The organism is Brachyspira sp. SAP_772 (assembly GCF_009755885.1).
Lineage (GTDB): Bacteria > Spirochaetota > Brachyspiria > Brachyspirales > Brachyspiraceae > Brachyspira.
The window spans coordinates 1-522 of sequence record NZ_VYIX01000372.1; the positions used below are offsets into that span (position 1 = coordinate 1).

General features: G+C 32.6%; 1 protein-coding gene. It reads left to right on the top strand.

Features of this window, described 5'->3' with window-relative positions; all coding sequences use genetic code 11:
- The coding region (locus tag GQX97_RS14575) for a pyruvate kinase (protein WP_232473454.1) at positions 1-522 on the top strand (522 nt) is incomplete at both ends.

The following is a 522-nucleotide window of genomic DNA, read 5'->3' on the forward strand; positions in this document are numbered from 1 at the left end:
TATTAGCAGATTTGCAGGGACCTAAAATAAGAATAGGTAAGCTAAAAGAGAATATCACTGTAAAAGAAGGCGACATTGTAAAATTAAGCGGACATAAAGAAACTAATGATGAAAGCATAATACCTACTACGCATGAAAACATTGCTCATGATGTAAAGAGCGGTTCATTGCTTTTGATAGCTGACGGTACTATACAGCTTATAGTGGAATCTAGTGATGAGGCTTCAAAACTTGTTGTATGTAAGGTTATAACTGGAGGTACTATATTAAGCAGTAAGGGTATTAATTTGCCTGGTGCTCATGTAACAACAGARGTKYTAACAGAAAAAGATGTTAGTGATGCTTTATTTGCTGCTAAAAACGGTGCTAATTATTTGGGTATGAGTTTTGTAAGAAGAGCAGAAGATGTTATAAGACTTAGAAAGATATTAGATGATAATAATTTTCAGCATGTTGGAATTGTGTCAAAAATAGAAAATACAGAATCATTAGAAAATTTGGAAAGTATAATAAAAGTGTCTG